General features: G+C 32.8%; 5 protein-coding genes. 3 read left to right on the forward strand and 2 right to left on the reverse strand.

The annotated features are described in order from the left end of the window. Positions 1 to 1,255, forward strand: a 1,255-nt coding sequence (locus CXF89_RS17855) for a sigma-54-dependent transcriptional regulator (protein ID WP_145990837.1), incomplete at its 5' end; no start/stop codon positions are given. A 41-nt stretch (positions 1,256 to 1,296) separates the two neighbouring features. Here the strand turns inward: CXF89_RS17855 and CXF89_RS17860 are convergent. Further along, complete coding sequence (locus tag CXF89_RS17860; RefSeq protein ID WP_076924515.1) at positions 1,297 to 2,307, reverse strand: glycosyltransferase family 4 protein; 1,011 nt, start codon at positions 2,305 to 2,307, stop codon at positions 1,297 to 1,299. 23 nt (positions 2,308 to 2,330) lie between these two features. On the opposite strand from CXF89_RS17860, the gene CXF89_RS17865 reads away from it, so the two are divergent. Beyond that, positions 2,331 to 2,669, forward strand: coding sequence for an Hpt domain-containing protein (locus CXF89_RS17865; RefSeq protein WP_076924514.1), 339 nt, complete (start codon positions 2,331 to 2,333; stop codon positions 2,667 to 2,669). On the opposite strand, the gene yvcK is transcribed toward CXF89_RS17865, so the two are convergent. Beyond that, positions 2,666 to 3,532, reverse strand: a complete 867-nt coding sequence (gene yvcK / locus CXF89_RS17870; protein ID WP_121955352.1) for a gluconeogenesis factor YvcK family protein — start codon at positions 3,530 to 3,532, stop codon at positions 2,666 to 2,668. The two genes, CXF89_RS17865 and yvcK, sit on opposite strands and share 4 nt — an antisense overlap. Positions 3,533 to 3,719: 187 nt before the next feature. On the opposite strand from yvcK, the gene CXF89_RS17875 reads away from it, so the two are divergent. Beyond that, positions 3,720 to 5,726, forward strand: a complete 2,007-nt coding sequence (locus tag CXF89_RS17875; protein ID WP_121955353.1) for a response regulator — start codon at positions 3,720 to 3,722, stop codon at positions 5,724 to 5,726. The last annotated feature ends 324 nt before the right edge of the window (positions 5,727 to 6,050 follow it).

A 6,050-nucleotide genomic window follows, 5' to 3' on the forward strand; every position in this document is an offset into this window, starting at 1 on the left:
CGTTGTTTTACCAGATATTAATGGGCTAGAAATTTTAGAGTCACTAAGTTCAGATTCTTGCCCTCAAGTAATAGTACTAACGGGTAACGCCACTAAAGAAATGGCGATTCGGGCTATAAAGTTGGGTGCAAGCGACTTTATAGAGAAACCTGTTGAAGCTGACCGGTTTAGAATCACTGTGCATAATGCTCTGAAAATAAAGAATTTAAAGCAAACAGTCACTAAATATAAAAATAAATATGAAAATGGAAAATACTATGATTTAGTCGGCAGTTCAGAACAAATGCGAGCTGTATACCAAATAATTAGTTCAGCTGCTGTAAGTAAAGCTACTGTATTTATAACAGGCGAGAGTGGAACAGGTAAAGAATTGTGCGCGAGGGCTGTTCATTTGGCATCTAACCGTGCTGGTAAACCTTTTGTTGCTCTTAACTGTGCAGCTATACCAAGAGATTTAATTGAAAGTGAAATTTTTGGTCATCTTAAGGGGGCTTTTACTGGTGCTATATCTAACCGTGCAGGTGCAGCAGGACAAGCTGATGGCGGTACTTTGTTTTTAGATGAGCTTTGTGAAATGGATATTAATTTACAAAGTAAATTACTACGGTTTATTCAAACAGGAAACTACCAACAAGTTGGAAGTGAAAAAGAAATAAAAGCCAACGTACGCTTTATTTGTGCAACCAATAAAGACCCCCTTGCTGAAGTCGAAGCTGGACGTTTTAGAGAAGATCTTTATTACCGTCTTCATGTAATTCCGATAGATATGCCTCCCTTAAGAGATCGTGGTAATGACATCATTGAAATTGCCGAAGCTTTATTCATCAAAATTGCAAAAGAAGAAGAACACCCTTACCTAGGTTTATCAGATGATGTTCGAAACTTGCTTAATAGTTATCAATGGCCTGGAAATGTAAGGCAATTAGAAAACGTAATTCGCAATATTTTAGTACTAAACCAAAGTGAATGGGTTGATGCTAGCATGCTCCCTTCATTACCTAGAAAGACTAAATCTACAAATGATGAAAATGAGCATCTACAAGCTAACGAGTTAGTCTCAACTGATATTGAAGACCTTCCACTTAAAGAAGAGGACGTAAAAGCATTATGGTTAGCAGAGAAAGATTATATAGAACGAGTTTTAAATTTATGTGCTACTAATATCCCAAAAGCAGCATCGCTATTAGATGTAAGCCCCTCAACCTTGTATCGAAAAATTAAAGGGTGGGAAGAAATGGAAAAAGTTGAAGTATAGCTACGTTATAAATTAATATACTTTCAAAAATTAGATAAAGCTTACTCTTTTCGATAAGCTTTATCTAAAAGAGCGAATTGCTTTTTACCGGAAAATCGTTCTTCCAACATTTTTTTAGCCGTTTCTAACATTATTACTTTCTGCTGTGGAGTCATTTTAAGAATTAAATCCAAGTTATGCTTACAATCCTCAATATTTCCTTTTGTCATTAAAAAACCATTTTTTTTATTCTTAATTATAGTTGGAATAGCCCCCACGGGGCTGCTTACTATTAATGTATTTTCAGATATAGCCTCTAAAAGTGTCATAGGTAATCCTTCCTCTCTTGAACAAATTAATAATACATCTAAGTGCTCCCAAATATTATTCCGATTTGTTAAACCATGATATTTAATATTTTGACTATTAGTAACATCATTTTTAAGTGGACCATCGCCAAAAACATGAAACTGAATTCTAGCATCAGCTTGCATCATTGAAGATAGTTTACAAAAAATATCTGGCCCTTTCTCGTGAGATAAACGACCCACAAACCCAACTTTTAATGCCTTTGTAATTTGTTTAGGTTTAGTTTCACTAGGAATACTGATGAAGTTTTCTAACAGGGTTGAGTTTTTAATACTCTTTGCAATATTGTCTGATACTGCGAAGTTAATTGATAAGAATGATAGCAGCTTGTCTATTTTATTATAAAACCTAACACGACCTTCTCCCGTTTCCCCAGCATGATAAGTACTTACGCAATGGTACCTATACAATTTACATACTACCCTAGCAACGATACCTGCTTTATAACCATGAGTATGGATCACAATTTTCTCATTGTATTGTCTTAATTTTTTTAAAAAATTTCCAACATTACCTTGCGCAAAGTCATACTTTATACTTTCATTATCTAGTAATGTATAAAATGCCTTATTACCGTGATCTTTATAAAATAGTATTATGCTTGGCACGTTATTTTTAGCTAATAACTTTGAGATCTCTATTAAATGAGTTTCAATACCGCCAATCATGGACGAGTCTACGAATAAAATTACACGATAATCCATTAATCAACTCCGAAGTAAAAAATATGATAGATAAATTAATAATAGAACAATTGAAACACGATGTCGGCGAAGACTTAGCGATTCAATTACTTGGTATTTTTGTAGAGGAATCAAAAAAAACAATAGCAGATATGCTCGTAGCTTCTTCTGTAAGCTCTATAGCCATTAATGCACATGGCTTAAAGAGTAGTAGCTCTAGTTTTGGAGCCATCAACTTAGCACATACATGTCAATTAATTGAAACTAAGGCCAAAGATGAAGAGTTAGATATAGAGTTAATAACACTACTACAACTCGCAGCAAAACAAAGCGACAAAACATTTAACCAACTTACTTCTATAATTGTAAGTCAAAGTATTTAATCACTATCAATAAAAGGGTTTTTTAATAGTTCTGAGAAAATCATCTTAAGCTCACTAATATCGTGTAAATGGCTATTTTGATTTTCTACTTTTTCGCCATTGTATAAAATTTCTTGCATGGCTCGTGGTGATATACTTAAATCGTAAATTTTTTGACCTAATTGTTCTTGTAACCAATCTATACCAGCACACTTTAGCGTTTTCATAACACTATTTTCATCTGCACTGTTTTCGATGAACAATCTACATGCCGATGTTTTATGTATGGCATCGCCTAGTTCTTTAACTAAAAAGCTAGGCATTACACTTGATATAATACTACCTGGACCCATGATTATAAAATCTGCACTCAAGATGGCTTCGACTGCTTTAGAAGAAGCTGGAACATCGTGAGAAAGAAATATTTTTTTTGGAAGCTCACCTAATGCATCTATAGCACACTCACCAAAAACATGCTCCCCATTATGAAGTTCCGCAATAATATCAGTTGGAAAATCTGACATGGGTAAAACGGTTTCATTGTTTCCCAGCATTTTATTGAAACTATAAATTGCTTCGCTGGCACATTTACTAGATTGTAAAAAAGCGAGTAAAGTCAAGTTACCTAAACTATGTCCATCCAAATCTCCTCCTTCAAAGCGATGATCGTAAATAGCGGCATTATTAGTATTATTTTTAGCAAGCTGGATACAACAACGACGAATATCGCCTAAAGCAATACAACCATATTCTTCTCTTATGCGACCAGTACTGCCACCATTATCTGTTGTAGCAACAATAGCAGTAAGCTCCTTACACATAGGTTTAATAGCACTTAGTACTTGTGCTAATCCATGTCCACCACCAATACAGACTATTTTCATTATTGAACCTAGACACCTCAAGATACCGTAACTTAAGCAGAATTTATTCCAACTTGAAATTATATTTAAGACAATGATTTTAAATGTTTTTTATAATTACTAATATTGCAAAATTGCATTAATAGACTATTATTCGCATTAATAGAAAATTATTTGCATAATGCAAAATAGCCTCTTCGAGAGCAATATGAAAAGTAAAGAACCAATATCAATAATTGATTTACAAATTCATTTAGATAATTTATCTACCTGCGATGATGAGGTAGATATAATTAAATCAATAGCAGTACTAATTCAGCCAATGATGAAATATAAAGATTGTATTATTCTTAAAAAAAATAAATCTAGATTTTTTGAGACTATTGGCACTAGCAACAGTGAGTTTTATGTTGAAACTTGGCCTGAATGTAATTTGTTTGCTAGTGCTATTAGCCAAGGCTCTATAATTTCACTAAAGCCATTAGAAGAGTTTGAATTTGCTTTTTTAGACAACAAAGAAAAAAATAAAATTAAAAATGTGTATATAAAGTGTATTAACACTAATTCAGGCAGCAGCCTTTTTATTTTCACTAATATAAATGTTAATGAATGCGAATACATAAAAAATTCATCATTAATAAATATATTTTTTCAGCAATTATTTTTTTCTTTAGTAAATATGGATAATTTTCAAAAGCAAACTGCTGAATCGTTTTCGCTTGTCCATAAATTTTCACAACTTTCTTCCCTATTTAAAGAGCTAGCCTGTGAGTGGTTTTGGCGGACCACACCTAAAATGTTATTTGAAAGCGTTAAAAATGCTAACACAGTAGACAATATTTATGAGCAGGTATTTGTCAGTAATACTATTTTCAATTTAAGAAGTAAACGCGAACTTTTACAAGAAAACAAATGGAATGACTTTAAGTACACCATCGAAAGTCATGGCGACTTTCACGAATTTGAATTCGAAATATGTGCATTAAAAAGTATCTGGGTATCACTAAGTGGTAAATCTCAATTTGATGAGCTAGGTAATTTTATTGGTTATTTAGGCATAGCTAAAGATATAACGTCCACAAAAGAACGTGAAGCAAGTTTGAAGGAAGAAAAACAAAAAGCGATAGAAGCTAGTAATACTAAATCTAAGTTTTTAACGGTAATGTCACATGAAATAAGAACACCCATGAATGCTATTATGGGGATGATAGAATTATTACTAGATACACAGCTAGACCAAGAACAAAAGCAATGGCTAAACTATGCTAATTCTAGTGCAGATATTCTATATGGATTAATAACTGACGTACTAGACTTTTCTAAGATAGAGTCTGGCACAGTCCTTTTGGCTAATAAACCTATTAACATTCGCCTTTTAATTGACAATATCGTAGGGCAATTAGACATAATAGAAAAAAATGAACATATTATTTTCACTTCAACTATTGATGATGCATTACCTAAATTATTTATCGGAGATGAATTTCGTCTAAGTCAGGTTTTATTTAATATTGTTGGTAATGCGTTAAAATTCACAAAGTCAGGACGTATTACTTTAAACACCTCACTAATTAACAATATGATCGTATTTGAAATAGCGGATTCAGGAGTCGGAATTGCTAAAAAAAATCTCGAATTAATATTTAAACCCTTTAGTCAAGTTAACGATAGTGTAAACAGAACAAATGAGGGAGTCGGCTTAGGGCTAAGTATTTCTAAGAATTTAATCGAATTAATGGATGGTTACCTATGTGTAGAAAGCCAGCTGGGCTTAGGGAGTACTTTTAAGATTTGTATTCCCTTTAAGGCAGCATCCAATGAAGAAGTAAAAAATATAACGGCTAAATCGCGCTCCTCCCTATCCATTCTTGTCGCTGAAGACAATAAAACAAATCAAGTTTTAGCAAAAGCTTTTTTAGAAAAACTCAATCATAATGTTACGCTCGCAAATAATGGCAGTGAAGCATTAGATCTACTGAAACTAAAAAACTTTGACCTTATTTTAATGGATATTATGATGCCTGTTATGGATGGTCTAACAGCAACACAACATATTCGTGATAAGTTACTTAGTGATATACCAATTTATGCCTTAACAGCAAACGCAGAATCAAATGATAAGGCTTCTTGCTTTAAAGTAGGGATGAATAAAGTTCTAACTAAACCGATAAAATTTGAGGTACTACAGGCTGCTCTGAATGAATTTGAACCTTAACCAATATTTTAAATGATCGGCTTAGATTTCACTCTATAAACCTAATTTTAAATGTGAGTTTAAAAAATTGAACTAGTCAATGAACTGCAAAGAAAACAAACTAATTTAGCCCATCGAGCTGCTACTTTGTACCACTTTGACATAATCGTACATGAAAAACTAGAGAGTTTGGATTCACCTTTGAGATTTAAAGTTGCACTATTATACCTTGAGAGTTTAAAAATACATCCTTTCGAGAACAAGAGTAGGAAAACACTATAAATTGAAAATTTTTAATTAGGCATAACTTCACATCGTTATTGATTTTACTGGTATACCTTTAAC

Source organism: Pseudoalteromonas sp. MelDa3 (genome assembly GCF_002863625.1).
GTDB lineage: Bacteria > Pseudomonadota > Gammaproteobacteria > Enterobacterales > Alteromonadaceae > Pseudoalteromonas > Pseudoalteromonas arctica.

Coding starts and splice junctions, on each gene's coding strand:
- CXF89_RS17860 (WP_076924515.1), bottom strand. CDS start 2,307: ATGGATTATCGTGTAATTTTATTCGTAGACTCGTCCATGATTGGCGGT.
- CXF89_RS17875 (WP_121955353.1), top strand. CDS start 3,720: ATGAAAAGTAAAGAACCAATATCAATAATTGATTTACAAATTCATTTA.
- yvcK (WP_121955352.1), bottom strand. CDS start 3,532: ATGAAAATAGTCTGTATTGGTGGTGGACATGGATTAGCACAAGTACTA.
- CXF89_RS17865 (WP_076924514.1), top strand. CDS start 2,331: ATGATAGATAAATTAATAATAGAACAATTGAAACACGATGTCGGCGAA.